This is a genomic window from Moraxella oculi (genome assembly GCF_023336735.1).
In the GTDB taxonomy this organism is placed as follows: Bacteria; Pseudomonadota; Gammaproteobacteria; order Pseudomonadales; family Moraxellaceae; genus Moraxella; species Moraxella oculi.
Genome location: NZ_JAMBAQ010000021.1, coordinates 1 through 17,554, shown reverse-complemented (window position 1 = coordinate 17,554; position 17,554 = coordinate 1). Strand labels below are relative to the sequence as shown.

Here is a 17,554-nt window from a genome sequence, read left to right as displayed (position 1 = left end):
TTTTGATATGATGGAAAATAGAATGATGATAAAGCCAAAATTATGGTGTAACTCATTGAATTTGTTGGGTTTCTCAAGCTCAACCCAACCTACGGGCTGCCAATATCTTTCACAAAGAAGTTAAGCCAACCATTCCATACGGCAACGAGAAGAGACCAATGTTGCTAGTGTTATTCAAAATGTGGTTGGGGCTGGTACGGTGTTGGTGGATGGAGCACTTAAACCAAATATCAAAGGTGGTGCGAGAACCGCTCATTCTAGTGATGCTCATGCTAAGGTTAGCGATTGGGATTTGAATATTGGAACAAATAATCCAAATTATACATCAATTTTGCATGATAAAATAAATAAAAAATTGCCAATTAAAATTAGCGGTAAGTTCAAACCCCAAGAAGAAAAAGATGCCATAAGATTCTCTCAACAGCAGGTGGTGGAGAGTTTAAATTTTCAGACAACAAGAATCAACAAGGCATTGAAGGATTTTTTATTGGAAAGACAGGTGTTGAAGAGCCAATTTCTTTAAAGCGGCTCACTACAACTAATACCAAAAAAGTTCAAACAAAGATTGCAGAGAATGCCCAACAAATCCATGGAGTAGAGAATTTACCAAGCGACAACCCACATAAGCTACCATTGGGAACATTAGAGAAAACAACAATCCATGTCAAATTGACAAACATTACAAAAGAGAAAATGATGGATGATTTAAAATCTTATCCTATAAATGGCATTAGTACTAAATTTGATAAAATTATCTTAGATATAACTAATGGCATTATTATTGATAAAGGTAAAATATTGGAGGTTAAATAATCTGGTGATAGAGATAATACCACAAAGTCTTGAAAAGTTTTCAATCAATCATATAGAAAAAATATATGGTTCTGAAATTCAATTATTTGATAATGATATTGAAATTGTAGATTTAAATAAAATTTATGAAGAAAATTTCTATATGATTCATTCAATTAATAAAGATATTATCTGTAGCATATATTTAGATAAATTTCAATGTCAACACATGAGTTCTTTTGAATATTTATCTGACGAAAATATTTTTAATCTAGATATTAAACAAATATCTTACCAATGGGGCTTGCTTAATTTTTTAAGAATAAAAATTAATTCAGAAAATATCATAGACATACATAAAGATAATAATTTTTTAAAAATTGTTTATTCGTTTGCATTAGCTGTAGATGGACATATTTATGTAACAGAATTCATACCAGATATTAAATCTGGTTTGCATTCTACTGATGATTGGATTAACTATTTAAAAAGATAAAATATTACAAAATGTGATTGGATATAGGAGTTTGTAATTAATCCCATCACCACTCCACAAACCCCGACCGCTCTAATATCGGACGATAAAAACCGACTCTGTTGGGGTCTAATTGGTCTTGTTTAATCCAGTCTGCCAGAGCCCGTAGGCTCAGGTTAGCGACAGCGTAACCCAGCATTTATGGTGTAACTCATTGATTTTGTTGGTTTTCGTACCTCAACCCAACCTACGGGCCGCCCACTTCTTTCATCGGCAAAGTTCCGCCTTCGTCAAAGCCTGTCAAAACTAAAATATCCGCCCCAAGTTTTTGGGCTTTTAGGGCATCGGTCAAATTGGGATTGGGCAGACGGCAGATGATTTTGATGTCCGCAGTTTTGAGTTTGGCGTAAATGGCAGGGTCAAGCCAGCCGTTGTCCAGCACCACAGGCACACTCTCGTCAATCAGCAAATCCACCATTAAGGGAATGAGCGACAAATCATAAGACAGCATAAACGGCACGCCAAAGGGCTTATCGGTCAAGGCTTTGACCTTACGGATTTCGTTACGCATACGCTCCAAAACTTCTTGATTGGAGCTTGGGTTGGTCGTCTGCCCTGCGTGTGGGGCTAAAAAGCCCAGTCCACCTGCGTCCGCCACGCTTGCCACCAAATGTGCGTCCGTCAGCCACGACATTGGGGCTTGGACAATGGGGTGTTTGATGTTTAAGATTTGGCTAATGCGGTTCATAAAATTTTCTCTTTAAAATAAATGGAATGGGGGTATTATAAAATTTTATAATTGGCAATGGAATGGCGATTTTTGGAAAGTTGATTTTCATTTTTGGAAATGTTATTTTTCAGGCTGCCTGAACACACAAACATCATTTCAATATCTATTGAAATGAAAAGCACGCCCTGCTATACTAACCGCCTATGAATATGAACACCGAACACGCCAGCAAACTGTTTGAAAGTCTTGCTTCGCCCACACGCCTTGCCATTTTCCAAGCCCTAACCGCCGAAGGGGGGCGTGGTATGGTGGCGGGCGATTTGGCAAAACAGCTCAATCTTGCCCCCAATAATCTGTCGTTTCACTTAAAAACTTTGGCAAACGCCAACCTTGTTTACAGTGAACAGCAGGGAAAATTTGTCCGTTATTTCGCCAATTTGGCGATGATGAACGGCTTGATTGAATTTTTATTGCATCGCTGTTGTGAAAACGCAAGCGGTGGCGATTGCGAAAAATTTTGCCAATCGTTTTAGCAAATTTTTTTGCCCATTCATTTCGATAACTCTTGAAATAAGGAACATACTATGCACCCAATCAGCATTTATCACAATCCCAAATGCGGTACTTCTCGCAACACGCTGGCTTTGATTCGCCATTTGGGCATTGAGCCGACCATTATTCATTATCTAGACACCCCGCCCGATGAACGCACATTACGCCAATTGATTGAGCAAATGAACATCACGCCCAGAGAGCTTTTGCGAAGTAATGTGCCTGAATATCAACAATTTAATTTGGACAACGAGGTGAGCGATAACGACATCATCAAGGCAATGCTAACCGCCCCCATTTTAATCAACCGCCCGATTGTCATCACCGAAAAAGGCGTGCGTTTGTGCCGTCCAAGTGAAGTGTTTTTGAGTATTTCACCTGTGGCATTGCACAGTGATTTTGTCAAAGAAGATGGCGAAATCATCAGCGTACAAGGGGCATAAAATGGGCATTTTTGAACGATTTTTGAGTGTGTGGGTGGGTTTGGCGATTTTGCTTGGCGTGGGGTTGGGCATTTGGTTTACGCCTTATTTTCAATGGATTGCCACAATGCAGGTGGCTCAAATCAATTTGCCGATTGCGGTGCTGATTTGGCTGATGATTTATCCGATGATGATACAAATTGACTGGCTTGCCATTAAAAATATCCGCCACAATCCCAAAGGGCTGTGGCTGACTGTAACGGTGAATTGGTTGATTAAGCCTTTTACGATGGCACTTGTGGGCTGGTTGTTTTTTAAGGTGTTTTTTGCTGACTGGGTAGATGAACAATCGGCAAGCGAGTACATTGCAGGTATGATTTTGCTTGGGGTTGCACCTTGTACGGCAATGGTTTTTGTTTGGTCTCAACTGGTCAAAGGCGACCCCAATTACACGCTGGTGCAAGTGTCTTTAAATGATGTGATTATGATTTTTGCCTTTGCCCCGATTGCAGGGCTACTTTTGGGTATGAACGACATCACAATCCCGTGGGACACGCTGTTTTTTAGTGTGTTGCTGTATTTGGTGTTGCCTTTGCTGGTGGGAGTTGCCACTCGCAAATCTTTGCAAGATGAACACAAAATTCGCCAATTCAGCCAGCGTTTCAAGCCTTTGTCTATTTTGGGATTGTTATTGACGGTGGTGCTGTTGTTTGCGTTTCAGGCACAAACCATTGTGGATAAGCCGATGATTATCCTGCTGATTGCCATTCCTTTATTGGTGCAGACTTATGGCATTTTTGCCTTGAGTGCGATTTGGGCAAAATGGCTTAAATTGCCCCACGCCATTTCCGCCCCTGCTTGCTTAATCGGCACGAGCAATTTTTTTGAATTGGCGGTGGCGGTGGCGATTGCTTTATTTGGTTTAAATTCAGGGGCGGCATTGGCAACGGTGGTGGGCGTGTTGGTTGAAGTGCCTGTGATGTTGTCTCTGGTGTGGTGGATAAACCGAAAATCGCTAGAAAATAAAGGGGTGTAGGTTTTCAGGCTGCCTGAAATTAATTTTGCAAAATTTCAATAAAAAAACACCGCTTGAACATCAATCCAAACGGTGTTTTAAATTAACTGACTTTTAATTCCGCCCAAGCCCTTTTTATGATTTCTTGACTGGCTTGTAATGCCAAAAATGCCAAAACAAACGCCACAATTAAATCAGGATATTTTGATTGAAAAAAATAAACTGCCATACCCGCCAAAATTACCGCCACATTACCAATCGCATCGTTTCGGGAACACACCCACACACTGCGAACATTGCTGTCGCCATCACGAAATTTTAATAATATCAACAATGCCGACACATTGACCAATAACGCCAAAAATCCCACAATGCTCATTTCAGAATAACTGGGCATTTCCCCATAAAACACACGATAAATGGTCGTCATTAAAATAAATAAACCAAAACCGCCCATCGTTAGCCCCTTAACCATAGATGCTTTGGCTCGGTAACTTAACGCCATTGGCAAAACAATCAAACTTATCAAATAATTGGCACTGTCGCCCAAGAAATCCAAACTGTCCGACAACAGCGAAGTTGAACCCGATTTAACCCCCATCACAATTTCCACAAAAAACATTGATAAATTTAATATCAAGACAATCCACAAGGCTTTTTTGTACTTGGGCGATTGATGAATGGGCTGATTTGAAGTGCAACAATTTTGGCACGCCATTTTTTGCTCCTGTTTTAAGATGAAATTTGCTATACTATAAACTCCGTAGTCATTACAGGGTCAAGCCAAAATGTCAAAATTTTTTAAAATAAAACAAGCCAGTGAACAAACAGGCGTGCATTTGGAAACCATTCGTTATTATGAAAAACAAGGCTTAATCGCCCCCACACATCAACAAAATGGCTATCGTGTGTTTGACGAACAAACCCTTGCTTAATTACGCTTTATTAAAGCCTGTCGCAATATCGGTTTTTCTTTAAATGACATCAAAACGCTGTTGCAATTACAACAAACGCCTAACAAACAATGCAATGAAATCAATGCACTTGCCGAACAACATTTGGCATATTTGGACGAACAAATTAAAGAATTACAACAAGTTAAAACTTTTTTAATGCAATTTGTGGGTTGTGAAAATAAAACGGTTGATAAGTGTCAGATTATTCAAGGTATTAAAGAAAAAGAATAGCGGAATATTTTTCAGGCTGCCTGAAAGTTTATTTTTCAAAATTCCAATCAAAAAAACACCGCTTGCCTTTCCCCAAGCGGTGTTTCCCTTTCCCTTAACCCTTCAACCCATACTGATACGGCACACCCAAATGCTCCCTTAGTGTATCGCCTTCATAATCGGTATGATAAATCCCACGCTCCTGCAAAATCGGCACGACTTTTTCCACAAATTCACGCACGCCCATTTGACTGTCAGGGGCAAGTTTAAGCCGTCTTGGGTTTTGATTGTTTGCACAAGCGAGTTTGATGGACTGACCTTAACAAGCGGTTTGGGCGTTTTGGCAGCTGCCACAGAACCAAAAGACAAAGACAATGCCAAGGCAATGGCGGTTGATTTTAATAAGGTTTTCATAAACTTCCCTTGTTTGATTGGAATGGGGGTATTATAAAATTTAAAAATTGGTAAGGGAATGGCGGTTTTTGGAAAGTTGGTTTTTATTTTTGGAAAATAAAAACACCGCCCATTTGGGGCGTGATATTCTTCTAATAATGTCGCACTGTTATAGTCTTGCAGGTAGGTCTACATTGTGGTTTGGCAGGCACGCCACTAACAAAAAACGGTAGTCCTTTTTTGTTCTGTAGGGTATACTAATCCCATCATTAAAATAGGATATTTATTATGCCAAACGCTCAAGCCATCAACCAAGACTTTTTAAATAAACTTGACCAAGACCTTTGGAGAGCCGCCGATACCCTGCGTAAAAACCTAGACGCCGCCAACTACAAACACATCGTGCTTGGTTTTATCTTTTTAAAATACATCTCCGACAGTTTCAACGACTTTCGCCAAAAACACGCCATCAATCTTACCAATCCTGACAGCGAAACCTATCTTGACCCAGCCTTATTTGATGAAGCTGAATATCAGCAAATTTTAAACGATGAAATTGAAGAGCGGGATTATTACACCGCCGAAAATATCTTTTATGTACCACAACAAGCACGCTGGGAAAACATCAAAGACAACAGCAAACTAAACGCAGGCGATGAATTGCCTTGGGGTGGCAAATTCAAAAATGTCAGCATTTTGCTTGATGATGCCTTTGAAGCCATCGAAAAAGAAAACCCCAAACTAAAAGGCGTGCTCCAACGCATTGCAGGCTTTGGCGTGCCTGATGAAATGCTTCGTGGCTTGATTGACCTTTTCTCTCGCACCGACTTTACCCGCCCAATGTACAACGGCGAACCTGTGCATCTGCAAGCCAAAGATATTTTGGGTCATGTGTATGAATATTTCTTAGGGCAATTTGCCCTAGCCGAAGGCAAAAAAGGCGGTCAATATTTCACGCCAAAATCCATCGTAACCCTGATTGTAGAAATGCTCGAACCGTATTCAGGGCGAGTGTATGACCCTGCGATGGGTAGTGGCGGATTTTTTGTGCAAACCGACCGCTTTATTCAAGCTCATCAAGGCAACCGCAACGCCATCTCCGTTTATGGGCAAGAATCCAACCCCACCACCAGAAAACTTGCCGTGATGAATATGGCAATTCGGGGCATCCCCTTTGATTTTGGTGACAAACCCGAAGACACGCTCATCAATCCATTGCACATTGACAAAAAAATGGACGTGGTGATGGCAAATCCCCCGTTTAATATGAAAGAATGGTGGAGCGAAAGTCTTATCAGCGACCCACGCTGGGCATACGGCATGCCCCCACAAGGCAACGCCAACTTTGCATGGCTACAACATATGCTCTACCACCTATCGCCAAAAGGCAAAATGGCACTCCTGCTCGCCAATGGTTCAATGTCTAGCCAAACCAATAACGAAGGGACAATCCGCAAAAACATCGTCCAAGCCGACCTAGTCGAAGCGATGATTGCTCTACCCAATCAGCTGTTTACCAACACGCAAATCCCAGCCTGCATTTGGATTGTCAATAAAGCCAAAGCTCGTAAAGGCGAAGTGTTGTTTATCAACGCCACCCAAATCGGCTATATGAAAGACCGAGTACTACGTGATTTTACTGCCGATGACATCGCCAACATCGCCACCACCTACCACAACTGGCAACAAGGGCAAGGACAAGGCTACGAAAATATCCCTGCGTTTTGTTACTCGGCAACACTAGACGAAATCGCCAAAAATGACTTTGTGCTGACGGCTGGGCGATATGTGGGGGCGGTCGCCGAAGAAGATGACGGCGTGCCATTTGCACAAAAAATGCAGGAATTGACCACACTTTTAAATGAACAATTTAAACAAGGGCAAGCATTGGAAGAAAAGATTGTGGCAAATTTAAAGGGGTTGGGGTTTTAAGATGAGTGAATGGAAAACTTACAAATTGGGGGAATTATGCTCCAAAATTGGTAGTGGTTCTACCCCAAAGGGCGGAAGCAATGTTTATTTGGAAAGTGGCGAAATTAGCTTAATTAGAAGTCAAAATATTTATAATGAAGGATTTAATCCTAACGGTATTGTGTATATTACACAAGAAAGTGCCGATAAGTTAAAAAATGTCATTGTGAATGAAAATGATGTTCTAATCAATATTACTGGCGATAGTGTAGCTAGAGCTTGCATTGTTGATAAAAAATATCTACCTGCAAGAGTAAATCAACATACCGCTATCTTAAGAGCAATTCCAAACATATTGGACTATAGGTATTTAAAAAACTATTTGATTAATAAACCAATACAAGATTATTTATTAAGCATTTCATCTAGTGGAGCTACTAGAAATGCTTTAACAAAATCTATGCTAGAAAATTTAGAAATACAATTACCTGATATAGAAACTCAACAAAAAATAGGTGAATTTCTAGAAACATTTAATAAAAAAATCCAACTCAACACCCAAGCCAACCAAACCCTAGAAGCCATTGCTCAGGCGATTTTTAAAAGTTGGTTTGTGGATTTTGACCCTGTACGAGCCAAAGCCCAAGCGATTTTAGACGGCAAAACCCGTGATGAAGCCAATTTATCGGCAATGTCGGTCATTTCAGGCAAAGCGATTGAAGAGCTAAGCCAAACCGAATACCAAGAGCTTTGGGAAATCGCCGATGCCTTTCCAAGTGAATTGGTGGAAAATTCAGAATTTGGCGAAGTACCGAAGGGGTGGGAGATTGTACCTTTATCTACTTTTGGTGAAATTATTTGTGGAAAAACACCAACGAAAAGCAAAGCTGAATATTATGGCAATGATATTCCATTTATTAAAATACCTGATATGCACGGAAAGGTATTCATAACTCAAACAATAGATAATTTAAGTTTAATTGGGGCAGATAGCCAAACTAAAAAGTACATTCCAAAAGGGAGTATTTGTGTAAGCTGTATTGCAACTGTTGGTCTGGTATCTCTTGCTTCAAGAAAATCTCAAACAAATCAACAAATAAACTCTATCATTCCAAATGATTTAAATTTTTCGGAATATTTATACTTATATCTTTCTCAATTAGAAATGAATAAATATATGAAAAACTTGGCTAGTGGCGGTAGCGCCACTTTGAATATGAACACAGGCACATTCTCATCAATAGAAATTTTGAAACCAAATGAAAATATAATTTGTTTTTTTAATGAGAAAATAGCAAGTTTGTTTGAAAAAATTCTAAACAATGATATGGAAAATCTTAAACTTACCCAAACCCGAGACCTTCTTTTACCTAAATTATTGAGTGGAGAGTTACTAAATGAGTAATTCTTATCTAGAAAGAAAATTCATCAATGAATTGAATGCAGAGGGCGTGATTGATATTAGGGGGATTGAATTTGCAAGAGACCAAGTTCTATTTACCCTAGATAAAGATGCATATAATGATATTTTTAATGAATGGCTGAATGACTATAAACTGAGAAAGCTAGATCAAGGTAGAAATATCTTAAAGCTCCATAGTAATCAAAGCAGATTTCATAAATTAAAAAGTATATTTGAGCAAAATCAGATAATTCCTTTTATTGGTGCAGGCTTATCCCTACCAACAGGATTACCTTTATGGAGAGGTTTTTTGGTACAAGTGCAAAAAGAAAGTTCGATAAATCAAGAAGTGTTTTTTGGTTTATTAAATAACGGACAATTTGAAGAAGCAGCTCAGTTGCTGGATGAGCATTGTGCTGCACATTTGCAGGAACAATTAGATAATGAGTATGGGAAATACTTTAGTCTAGAAGAGATGGATGGTGTAATTTGTCGATTACCAGAATTTTTTCCAAACTCATCTATTGTTACAACAAATTATGACTCTTTATTAAAAGTAATTTATGAAAATAACAATAAAAGTTTTACTCATTATTTATTTGATTTGAATGCAATAGAATTTTCTCGCTTACTGAGTAGTGGTCAAAGAGTTCTTTTGCAATTACACGGCACGCATACAACAAAAGCCAAAAGAATTCTAACTGTCGATGAATATAATAGGCACTATAGCGAAAACAATACTATTTCAAATTGTATCTATCAGCTATTTTCAAAATCTATTTTATTTTTAGGTTGCAGTTTATCTGTTGATAGAACAATTAAGACTTTACAAGAAATAGTCAGTGAAAAAGGCAGTGATAATTTAGCTCGACATTATGCTTTCTTGTCATTAGACAAAATGTCAGATGCTGACAGAATTAAAAGACAAGAAGAGCTAGCAAAAGCCAATATATTTCCCATTTGGTATGATGATGACCACGATGAATGTATTGAAGCATTGTTAGAATTATTGATAGAAGGTAGGTAAGTATGCTAGGCATCAACGAAAACACCATCGAACAATCCGCCATTGCCACATTAAACCCAAAAGAGATCGAGTTATAAATAAAAGACATTCAAATTTAGCAATACCCAAAACAAGGATTTAATTTTTCATGCTTACACCGATAAAATCGTGGAAAACTTTTGAAGAACAAGCCGATATTTTAAAACAAAGAGGTTTATTATTTGCCAATCGAGCACGCCTAGAAAACTATTTAAGCCGTATTGGCTATTATCGATTCAGTGGCTACCTGCACCCATTTCGTCAATGGGACAGCCACAACAATTTATTGCTTGATACATTTATGCCAAACAGCCATTTTGAAGATGTTTTATCCTTGTATCTGTTTGATAAAAAGTTACGCTTATTAGCTCTTGATGCTCTAGAACGCATTGAAACCGCCATAAAAGTGGATATTACTCATTTATTGGGCGAAAAAGACCCGCTTGCTCATCGAGATTCACAATATTTTAATGGTCAATTTATCAAAAATAACAATCATCAAAAATGGCTAGAATATACCGACGAATTGGTTCAAAGAGCCAAAAAGAAAAGCACGCCCTTTGTTTTGCACAATCAAAACAAATATGGCGATTTACCAATTTGGGTGGTGTGTAATTTGTGGGATTTTGGGGCAATGTCAAAAGTGTATTCAGGCTTGACACGCAAAGATAGAGATAAAATATCCCAAAAATACGGTTTGAATAATGGCAAAGAATTTGCAAAATGGCTAAAAAGCTTAAATGAAATACGCAATATTTGTGCCCACCACGACCGCCTATGGAACAGTCGTATCACCATAAAATCATCAAAAATAAAAGAATCTTTTTGGGATAAATTGGATAACAGCCGACCATTTTTCTATTTTTGTGTAATGCGAAAAATATTAAAAGTATTATGCCCTAAATCCCAATGGGGACAAAGATTTTTATCATTAATAGACGAATTTCCAAAACATTACAGCTCAAAAATTAATTTAAAGGTTTTTGGTCTGATTGATGATTATAAAAATTGGAATTTGTGGCAACCAAGCCAAGATTTAGACAAATAAAAACCGCACTGTGTCAAATGACAGGGAGTGCGGTTGTATCAAGTCCTATTGTAACAATGCAAACTTGCATAGTCAAGACTATCGGAGAAAAAAATGCTGGGCATCAACGAAAACACCATCGAACAATCCGCCATTGCCACAATGCAATCTTTGGGCTGGGATTATACCTACGGCAAAACCATTCTTTTGGGCTGCCAAAATGAATGGCGAGAGCGGACAGGCGAGGTGATTTTAAAGCCACTTTTAGCACAAGCGATTGCAAAATTAAACCCCAATTTGCCCGCTGCCGAGGTGGAAAATGTGGTGGCGATGGTTTGCCGTGCCGACACTGGCGACCTCGCCGAGCGTAACCGCCAATCCTATGAATGGCTAAGAAATGGCGTGCCGTACCGTTATCAAGCACAGGGCGAGCAAAAGTTTGAAGTGGTGCGTTTGGTGGATTTTGGGGTGCCAGCCCACAATGATTTTCGCATTGTCAATCAGCTTGATATTCAAGGCAAAAAGGGCAAACGCATTCCTGATGTGATTGGCTTTGTCAACGGTTTGCCCCTTGTAGTCTTTGAGCTGAAAAATCCACTTAAAGAAAATGCCGACATTGGCAAGGCATACGCCCAATTGCAGACTTATAAAGATGAAATTGGCGATTTGTTCGTGTTTAATCAAGCCCTTGTGATTTCAGACGGCGTGGTGGCTCGTATTGGCTCATTGACGGCGGATTTTAACCGCTTTACCCCTTGGCGTGTGATTGATGAAAAAGACCAAAGCCGACAGATTGCCTTTGAAAATGAACTAGAAGGACTCATCACAGGGGTAATGACACCCAAAGATTTGCTAGATTATATACAGAATTTTGTGGTGTTTGAACGAGACAACAAGAACCGAACTATTAAGAAGATCGGAGCGTATCATCAGTTCTATGGTGTGAACGAAGCGGTGGATTGCACTCTGCTTGCCACCGCCAAAAATGGCGACCGCAAAGTAGGCGTGTTTTGGCATACGCAAGGCTCAGGCAAGTCGTTATCGATGCTGTTTTATGCAGGTAAAGTGTTAAGCCGTGCCGAGCTGAAAAATCCAACGCTCGTTATCGTTACTGACCGCAACGATTTGGACGGCCAGCTGTATGCTACTTTTTGTGGCGGTAAAGATTTGCTCAAACAAACGCCCATTCAGGCAGATGGACGAGACGAACTGCGTCAAGCATTGGCGAGCCGTTCGGCTGGGGGTGTGATTTTTACCACCATTCAAAAATTTGGTTTGTTGGACGGTGAGCTTGCCCACCCTATCTTAAACGAGCGAGAAAACATCATCGTCATCACCGATGAAGCCCACCGCTCCCAATACGGCTTTAAACAAAAAATCGACCGCAAAGGGCAATACAAAGAAGGCTATGCCAAGCATTTAAGAAGTGCCTTGCCTAATGCCTCTTTTATCGGCTTTACCGGCACGCCCATTGCCCTAGACGATAAGGACACGCAGGAAGTGTTCGGTAAATATGTGTCTATTTACGACTTTGAGGATGCGGTGGCGGATGGTGCGACCGTGCCGATTATTTATGAGCCACGCCAAATCAGCTTGGGTGAGAGTAACGAATTTGCCAGCGCTGTTCAACGGGCTGAAGAATTATTTGATGAGGACAGTCCAGCGTTTCGTTTGCGTGAAAAATTGCACGGCGTGGACAGTCGATTACAACAAATGGCAGAAGACATCATCAGCCACTATGAACAGCGCACCACCCTACAAGATGGTAAGGCGATGATCGTGGTGATGAGCCGTGAGATCTGCGTCAAATTGTACAATAAAATCATCGCCCTATGCCCTGATTGGCATTCTGATGATGTGCAAAAAGGGACGGTAAAAATCGTGATGACCAGCACAGCAAGCGACCCTGCCGAGTGGCAACGCCACAACCAAGACAAAAAGACCTTAGAAAAACGCTTTAAAGACCCAGACGATCCGCTCAAAATCGTGATTGTGCGTGATATGTGGCTAACAGGATTTGACGCACCTTGCTGTCATACGATGTATATTGATAAACCAATGAGCGGGCACAATCTCATGCAGGCGATTGCAAGGGTGAACCGCGTGTTTCGCAACAAGAGTCGAGAAAATGGCGGTTTAATTGTCGATTATGTTGGCTTGACCGATGAGCTAGAAAAGGCGATGAAGCAATACACCAACGCTGGCGGCAGAACTCAGCAGGTAAGAGATATTGGAGCCATTGTTAATAAAATGATCGAATACATCACAGTCATTCGTGGGCAGTTTGCGACACCTGTGGATGGTAAGACAGTTGACATAATTGAGATTTTAAAAATCACCGAGCCTGCCAAGCTATTGAATGCGATTTTGACATCAGCCAACCATATTTTAGCTCTAGACTGTGTCAATCCTGATGACAGCAAAGACAAAAAGGATAAAACCCCACGCAAAAATGCTTTTTTGCAAGCGGTGCGGTTTGCCAAAAAAGGCTTTTCTTTGTGCGGTGCATTAAAAGATGTTGAGCCGTATAAGCAGGAATTGGCGTTTTATGATGCGGTGCGAGCGACCATCATCAAAAACAGCGTCGCCACACGCACGCCCACAGGCGACAACGACCGCCTACTGCAACTTGCCTTGTTGATGAATAAGGCGGTGAGTTCAGACGGCGTGGTGGATTTGTTTGATTTACTCAAAAAAGACCGACCCAACATCAATCTGATGTCTGATGAGTTCTTAGAGAGTATAAAAAGTAGCCCAACCAAAGATTTATGGCTGTTGGCGATGGAGCGGTTTTTGTCGTCCGAGCTCAAAGAAAAAGGCGGTGTTAATCTTGCCACCAAAAAGGAATTTGAAGAACGCTTAAAAGAGGCGATGAACCAATACCACAATCACAATTTATCGGTACTTGAAATCATCGAAGAGCTTATCTCCCTTGCCAAAGAATTTGAGGCACGCCAAAAACGCGGCGAAGAGTTGGGCTTAAACCCTGCCGAAATGGCGTTTTACGACGCCTTAGTCCGTAACGAAAGTGCGGTACGAGAAATGGGTGATGAGGTGCTGATGAAACTTGCCAAAGACATCACCGATAAACTGCGTAAATCGGTAACGATTGATTGGCAATATAAAGACTCTGTACGGGCCAAAATGCGAACGTTGATTCGTATTGCCTTAAGAAGCCATAAATATCCACCCGATTTACAGTCAGAAGCGATAGAGTTTGTGCTTAAACAAGCAGAAGCGATTGCGGAGGATTTGGTGGAGAATGCTTAAAATATCTCGTTCAAATGTTTTAAAACTCGTAATCTACTAAGCGGTTTACTGCGGGATGATTCTAGGTGTTTTATACTCGCAATTAAGACAACAGCCCCTTCTATCAAGAAGGGGCTGTTTATCAATAAACCATTAATCTACAGCAAATCAATAGCTAAAAAGGCGCATTTACAAACACTTCACAGCTTCGACAATAATAACTGGCATCAGTATTGGGTCTGTGGTAATAAGGTGGGGTTACTCGGTAGTACTTGCCACAGCCTTGACATTGTATTGCGCTGTCATAGACCCTCACATCAAGCAATAGCCTGCTTAAGCTTTCAGGGCTTGCCTCATGATCACTACACAGCTTAGCAATCGCTTTGGCGCTGTCTTCTTTAGGATTGATCACATGCTCAAAGTATGCTTGGCACAGCACTTTTTGCTCTTGTGTTACATGTGATTGAAATACATATGAGTGGTCATGTTAATTTCCTTTGGTTTAAATTCACTGATAAATAAAACGGTATTAATTTAGGATGGCTTGATTTTATCTCAAATCAATCAAGCTCATGGCTTGATAGATGAGTAATAAGCTCATCTCTTAACGCCAGATAAAGACTGTCATCATCATAAAGCTGTCTGTCTTTGATTTGATGTAGCTGCTCTTTTACCCATGTTAATACTGTCTCATGGTTGTTTAAGTAGTTAGGCACCTCTAAAAACATGCCCATGCCAAATCCTCGTTGAATCTGCAGCTCTTTAATCAATCTCTTGGCAATCTTAGATGAAAGCCTGATCACCTCTTGATGATCCTTCATGTCTTTTAAGACATCGGTCAATAGCATATTGCTTGATAGATGATTTATCATGCCGTCACCTCCTCATCTTCGTGATTATCCCACATTAAATCGTTGGTATCTGGCTTGGGTAAATTTGCCAAATAAAACGCATCTTTACCATGTTTACTTTGCATCAACAGCGCATGAAAGGCACTGCCATCCTGCCTAGTGGCACTAGGCACATAACGGCTATAAACTTTAAACAGCATCATGGTGCTAACATGCTCCATTTGTTTGACAATCCACTCTGGCACCTCTCCAGCTGATAACCATAATGTGGCAGCTGTATGTCTGGTCTGATAAGCACTTCTTGGCTTTAACCCAAGGTTTTTTAGGGTTGGATGCCAAATACGGCGATTGACATTGTGATAGTCAAGCGGCTCTCCTGTGTGCGAACAAAAGACAAATTTGGATTTACCATAGCTCACCTGATACTGTGCTTTGAGTGCTTCAAAAACAAATGGTGACATCATAATCTCACGATTGGATTCTAATGTTTTAGGTTCACTCATCACGCCATTGACCAATGCTTGTCTGATACGGATTTCTTTGCGTTCAAAATCCACATGCTCCCATGTCAATCCATCAATTTCACTGGTACGCATACCAGTAAAGAATCGGACGATGTAGTAGTTTTTATAATCAGCTCGCACACCGTGGATGAATTGCCACACTTCATCAATACTAAACGACTCAATCTGTGATTTTGGCGTCTTTAACTGCTTAATATCTTTACAAGGATTGTCAAAGTTGTAGCGTTTTGACGCTTCTTTTAGTATCATGTACAAAGTTGCCATGATTGAGTTAATTCTGGTAGCTGACAGGATGTGTTTGGTTGTTTTGTGGGTCACTTTGCCGAGAGAAGCACGAAACGCCAAGATATCCGACTTTTAAATCATAAATAAAGCCCGATTTGCAAACTTGGGCAATAAATACTTGTTTAGGATAATCATAATTTTCTCCTGATAAGTTTTACGCCATTCAATCTGCTTTTCTTCAAACTACAGCTCTGCAAACTCTTTAAATAACGGCGTATCGCTTTGTAGGCTTAATCGCCTGTTATTGAGTGCATCAAAATAGGTAGCCTTATCACTCTTTGGGAAATACTGCTCATAACGAAAGCTACCCAATAAAATCCTCCGCTTCCATCTTCTCAAGCACACCAGCAAGCTTTTTGCGATTTGCTGGTGTGTCAGTCAGATTGGTTTTTTCTCGGCAGCGTTTGCCCAGATATCGAAAATCGACAATCAATTTGTTGTATCGCTTGGTAATTGTTGCCATATTACTCTCCTATTGTAGCGCCATACCATTAATACTACCCAAAATGCCAGTACGCATATCTTTTTCAATCTGTTCCCAGATATACAAGATCTTGCGACCGCCAAATGGTCTAAAGTAATGAATGCCTTCAATCAATACAGAATTCTTTAGCTGATTGCGAATGGTACGCTCATCATATTTAATCATCTGCGAAAGCTCTTGAGTGGTGCGGTGGGTTTGTGCCATAATATTCTCCATTTGAAGTCGAAAATATAAATATCGAAATCTTAAAAAATTCTTTTGAAGTATTTTATACTTCTATAGAAGTATATTAGCGTATTTTGTTATTCGATGCAAGTACTTTTTGCAAAAAAATTGGAGTTTTTGATGATTAAAAGCAATTTGCCGGTATTATTGGCACAAAGACGATTGAAAGTTGCAGATCTGATTCGCATGACGGGGATTAGTAAATCCACAGTACATAAGATTTACAATGACCAAACAACACGGATTGATTTTGAGACGATTGATAAAATTTGTGAGGCGTTAGATGTGCAAGTAGGGGATATTTTTGAGCATGTGCCAAATTCGGACTTAACCAAATAGGATTGTGAGTGCCAACAAGAAATATTTTATGATTTACAAAATGCTCCTTGTTGGCAAATTACTTATTTATACTTAAGATTGAAAAAGATGGCATAAAAACGAGTTGGGGTCAAATTGGCAATTTACACTGTGTATCAAAAACACCTTTGGTCACCATTAAAATCGGCAGTGATCAAGTAAAGAAAAGTGGTCACATAGTAATACAAATAAACAACTACCCAAACCCTTGATTTTAAATAACAAAAAAAAAGCCTAATCTTTCGATTTAGGCTTTTTAGAATTTGGAGTGGGAAACGAGATTCAAACTCGCGACCCCAACCTTGACAAGGTCGTGGCAAGTTTGACAACGGAGTTACCAAGTGATATGCCTGTGGCGATCATTTCGCACGCCAGCCTACCAACTCAAAAAGTATTGGTGGGAGATTTAAGTAATATTGTAGAAAAACAAGCAATCGAAGGTTTGCCAGCCCCTGCAATCATCGTGGTGGGAAGGGTGGTTGATTCATACCTAGGTGCTTGATTTTGATGCTGCCATGATTCACAAAAAAAACAATTTGATGACAATCCAGACGGAAAAGTCAAAACCTAAAAACCTATTTGTTGTTAAGTGAGTTGTCATTGCCTATTCGTTGATTTTTTGTTAAAATAAATTTTGCATTTATTTTTA

General features: G+C 39.9%; 20 protein-coding genes and 1 pseudogene. 14 read left to right on the top strand and 7 right to left on the bottom strand.

Annotated elements, in window-relative coordinates; all coding sequences use genetic code 11:
- Positions 1-199 precede the first annotated feature (199 nt).
- Positions 200-523 carry a hypothetical protein gene (locus M2R47_RS08455; protein WP_249101780.1) on the top strand — a complete coding sequence of 108 codons (324 nt, stop codon included), beginning with the start codon at positions 200-202 and terminating at the stop codon, positions 521-523.
- A 246-nt stretch (positions 524-769) separates the two neighbouring features.
- Positions 770-1,288, top strand: a complete 519-nt coding sequence (locus M2R47_RS08450) for a hypothetical protein (protein ID WP_249101777.1) — start codon at positions 770-772, stop codon at positions 1,286-1,288.
- Between the two features lie 226 nt (positions 1,289-1,514).
- On the opposite strand, the gene M2R47_RS08445 is transcribed toward M2R47_RS08450, so the two are convergent.
- Complete coding sequence (locus tag M2R47_RS08445; RefSeq protein ID WP_249101774.1) at positions 1,515-2,015, bottom strand: nitronate monooxygenase; 501 nt, start codon at positions 2,013-2,015, stop codon at positions 1,515-1,517.
- A 185-nt stretch (positions 2,016-2,200) separates the two neighbouring features.
- Here M2R47_RS08445 and M2R47_RS08440 point away from each other — a divergent pair, with 185 nt between their 5' ends.
- The 3 genes from M2R47_RS08440 to arsB are packed head-to-tail and all read left to right on the top strand — an operon-like array spanning position 2,201 to position 4,007.
- Positions 2,201-2,530, top strand: coding sequence for an ArsR/SmtB family transcription factor (locus M2R47_RS08440; protein WP_249101772.1), 330 nt, complete (start codon positions 2,201-2,203; stop codon positions 2,528-2,530).
- Positions 2,531-2,581: 51 nt separating this feature from the next.
- Positions 2,582-2,992, top strand: coding sequence for an arsenate reductase (glutaredoxin) (gene arsC / locus M2R47_RS08435; RefSeq protein WP_249101726.1), 411 nt, complete (start codon positions 2,582-2,584; stop codon positions 2,990-2,992).
- 1 nt (position 2,993) lies between these two features.
- Positions 2,994-4,007 (top strand): ACR3 family arsenite efflux transporter, encoded by a 1,014-nt coding sequence (arsB, locus tag M2R47_RS08430; RefSeq protein WP_249101722.1) that lies wholly within the window; start codon positions 2,994-2,996, stop codon positions 4,005-4,007.
- 82 nt (positions 4,008-4,089) lie between these two features.
- On the opposite strand, the gene M2R47_RS08425 is transcribed toward arsB, so the two are convergent.
- Positions 4,090-4,704 carry a cation diffusion facilitator family transporter gene (locus M2R47_RS08425; protein WP_249101697.1) on the bottom strand — a complete coding sequence of 205 codons (615 nt, stop codon included), beginning with the start codon at positions 4,702-4,704 and terminating at the stop codon, positions 4,090-4,092.
- Between the two features lie 70 nt (positions 4,705-4,774).
- Between M2R47_RS08425 and M2R47_RS08420 the strand changes: the two genes are divergently transcribed.
- Positions 4,775-4,921, top strand: coding sequence for a MerR family DNA-binding transcriptional regulator (locus M2R47_RS08420; RefSeq protein WP_249101695.1), 147 nt, complete (start codon positions 4,775-4,777; stop codon positions 4,919-4,921).
- A gap of 9 nt (positions 4,922-4,930) precedes the next feature.
- The gene (locus tag M2R47_RS08415; RefSeq protein WP_335341985.1) at positions 4,931-5,173 is read left to right on the top strand and encodes a MerR family DNA-binding protein; all 243 of its coding nucleotides are present in this window, start codon (positions 4,931-4,933) and stop codon (positions 5,171-5,173) included.
- A 138-nt stretch (positions 5,174-5,311) separates the two neighbouring features.
- Here the strand turns inward: M2R47_RS08415 and M2R47_RS08410 are convergent, their stop codons facing one another.
- Positions 5,312-5,566, bottom strand: a complete 255-nt coding sequence (locus M2R47_RS08410; RefSeq protein WP_249101690.1) for a hypothetical protein — start codon at positions 5,564-5,566, stop codon at positions 5,312-5,314.
- A gap of 267 nt (positions 5,567-5,833) precedes the next feature.
- On the opposite strand from M2R47_RS08410, the gene M2R47_RS08405 reads away from it, so the two are divergent.
- The 5 genes from M2R47_RS08405 (at position 5,834) to M2R47_RS08385 (ending at position 14,200) form a co-directional block, all read left to right on the top strand.
- Entirely contained in the window at positions 5,834-7,477 is a 1,644-nt protein-coding gene (locus M2R47_RS08405; RefSeq protein ID WP_249101687.1) for a class I SAM-dependent DNA methyltransferase, read from the top strand.
- Position 7,478: 1 nt separating this feature from the next.
- Entirely contained in the window at positions 7,479-8,861 is a 1,383-nt protein-coding gene (locus M2R47_RS08400; RefSeq protein ID WP_249101685.1) for a restriction endonuclease subunit S, read from the top strand.
- Positions 8,854-9,885 (top strand): SIR2 family protein, encoded by a 1,032-nt coding sequence (locus tag M2R47_RS08395; protein WP_249101682.1) that lies wholly within the window; start codon positions 8,854-8,856, stop codon positions 9,883-9,885. The genes M2R47_RS08400 and M2R47_RS08395 overlap by 8 nt, the downstream gene beginning before the upstream one ends.
- 127 nt (positions 9,886-10,012) lie before the next feature.
- Entirely contained in the window at positions 10,013-10,951 is a 939-nt protein-coding gene (locus M2R47_RS08390; protein WP_249101680.1) for an Abi family protein, read from the top strand.
- A gap of 102 nt (positions 10,952-11,053) precedes the next feature.
- Entirely contained in the window at positions 11,054-14,200 is a 3,147-nt protein-coding gene (locus M2R47_RS08385; RefSeq protein ID WP_418001193.1) for a type I restriction endonuclease subunit R, read from the top strand.
- A gap of 154 nt (positions 14,201-14,354) precedes the next feature.
- Here the strand turns inward: M2R47_RS08385 and M2R47_RS08380 are convergent, their stop codons facing one another.
- The 4 genes and pseudogenes from M2R47_RS08380 to M2R47_RS08365 all read right to left on the bottom strand — a co-directional run bounded on the left by M2R47_RS08380 (position 14,355) and on the right by M2R47_RS08365 (position 16,527).
- Complete coding sequence (locus M2R47_RS08380) at positions 14,355-14,618, bottom strand: hypothetical protein (RefSeq protein WP_249101673.1); 264 nt, start codon at positions 14,616-14,618, stop codon at positions 14,355-14,357.
- A 121-nt stretch (positions 14,619-14,739) separates the two neighbouring features.
- A complete protein-coding gene (locus M2R47_RS08375; RefSeq protein ID WP_249101670.1) occupies positions 14,740-15,051 on the bottom strand; it encodes a hypothetical protein in 312 nt (103 codons plus the stop codon).
- Positions 15,048-16,302: pseudogene (locus M2R47_RS08370) on the bottom strand (Arm DNA-binding domain-containing protein). The gene M2R47_RS08375 and the pseudogene M2R47_RS08370 overlap by 4 nt, the downstream one beginning before the upstream one ends.
- A 9-nt stretch (positions 16,303-16,311) precedes the next feature.
- Entirely contained in the window at positions 16,312-16,527 is a 216-nt protein-coding gene (locus M2R47_RS08365; protein ID WP_249101666.1) for a hypothetical protein, read from the bottom strand.
- A gap of 141 nt (positions 16,528-16,668) precedes the next feature.
- Here M2R47_RS08365 and M2R47_RS08360 point away from each other — a divergent pair, with 141 nt between their 5' ends.
- Together M2R47_RS08360 and M2R47_RS08355 are read left to right on the top strand one after the other, a co-directional pair.
- Positions 16,669-16,887, top strand: coding sequence for a helix-turn-helix domain-containing protein (locus M2R47_RS08360; RefSeq protein ID WP_249101663.1), 219 nt, complete (start codon positions 16,669-16,671; stop codon positions 16,885-16,887).
- A gap of 286 nt (positions 16,888-17,173) precedes the next feature.
- Entirely contained in the window at positions 17,174-17,407 is a 234-nt protein-coding gene (locus M2R47_RS08355; RefSeq protein ID WP_249101660.1) for an SAM-dependent methyltransferase, read from the top strand.
- Positions 17,408-17,554 lie beyond the last annotated feature (147 nt).

Bases quoted from the DNA above. Each gene is read 5' to 3' on its own strand.
- M2R47_RS08390 (WP_249101680.1), top strand. From the start codon at position 10,013: ATGCTTACACCGATAAAATCGTGGAAAACTTTTGAAGAACAAGCCGAT.
- M2R47_RS08400 (WP_249101685.1), top strand. From the start codon at position 7,479: ATGAGTGAATGGAAAACTTACAAATTGGGGGAATTATGCTCCAAAATT.
- M2R47_RS08360 (WP_249101663.1), top strand. From the start codon at position 16,669: ATGATTAAAAGCAATTTGCCGGTATTATTGGCACAAAGACGATTGAAA.
- M2R47_RS08440 (WP_249101772.1), top strand. From the start codon at position 2,201: ATGAATATGAACACCGAACACGCCAGCAAACTGTTTGAAAGTCTTGCT.
- M2R47_RS08425 (WP_249101697.1), bottom strand. From the start codon at position 4,704: ATGGCGTGCCAAAATTGTTGCACTTCAAATCAGCCCATTCATCAATCG.
- M2R47_RS08405 (WP_249101687.1), top strand. From the start codon at position 5,834: ATGCCAAACGCTCAAGCCATCAACCAAGACTTTTTAAATAAACTTGAC.
- M2R47_RS08450 (WP_249101777.1), top strand. From the start codon at position 770: ATGGCATTATTATTGATAAAGGTAAAATATTGGAGGTTAAATAATCTG.
- arsC (WP_249101726.1), top strand. From the start codon at position 2,582: ATGCACCCAATCAGCATTTATCACAATCCCAAATGCGGTACTTCTCGC.
- M2R47_RS08365 (WP_249101666.1), bottom strand. From the start codon at position 16,527: ATGGCACAAACCCACCGCACCACTCAAGAGCTTTCGCAGATGATTAAA.
- M2R47_RS08375 (WP_249101670.1), bottom strand. From the start codon at position 15,051: ATGATAAATCATCTATCAAGCAATATGCTATTGACCGATGTCTTAAAA.
- arsB (WP_249101722.1), top strand. From the start codon at position 2,994: ATGGGCATTTTTGAACGATTTTTGAGTGTGTGGGTGGGTTTGGCGATT.
- M2R47_RS08420 (WP_249101695.1), top strand. From the start codon at position 4,775: ATGTCAAAATTTTTTAAAATAAAACAAGCCAGTGAACAAACAGGCGTG.
- M2R47_RS08445 (WP_249101774.1), bottom strand. From the start codon at position 2,015: ATGAACCGCATTAGCCAAATCTTAAACATCAAACACCCCATTGTCCAA.
- M2R47_RS08395 (WP_249101682.1), top strand. From the start codon at position 8,854: ATGAGTAATTCTTATCTAGAAAGAAAATTCATCAATGAATTGAATGCA.
- M2R47_RS08410 (WP_249101690.1), bottom strand. From the start codon at position 5,566: ATGAAAACCTTATTAAAATCAACCGCCATTGCCTTGGCATTGTCTTTG.